Annotated in this window: 1 protein-coding gene; it reads right to left on the reverse strand. The window is 45.1% G+C overall.

Features of this window, described 5'->3' with window-relative positions; all coding sequences use genetic code 11:
• On the reverse strand, positions 1 to 224 hold a 224-nt coding region (locus B4920_RS27900), incomplete at its 3' end, for a putative PEP-binding protein (protein WP_305847145.1).
• Positions 225 to 237 lie beyond the last annotated feature (13 nt).

Consider the following 237-nt stretch of genomic DNA (forward strand, 5'->3'; position numbering starts at 1 on the left):
GCACGAAGTTGGGTCTTAAATAATTCTGGGTGCGCTAAGGTGTATCTCACCCCACGTTGTCCTAAGGCGGGATTATCTTCTATGTCTTGGCATAAACAGGGGAGTTCTTTATCTGCGCCAATATCTAAGGTTCTGATCGTAAACGTTTTACCACCTAGAGCATGCAGAGCCTCGCAGTAAAGATTGTACTGGGCTTTTTCATCCGGCAGGGTGCTGGTATGCATTAACATAAATTCA

This window comes from Zoogloea sp. LCSB751 (genome assembly GCF_002028455.1).
GTDB lineage: Bacteria > Pseudomonadota > Gammaproteobacteria > Burkholderiales > Rhodocyclaceae > Zoogloea.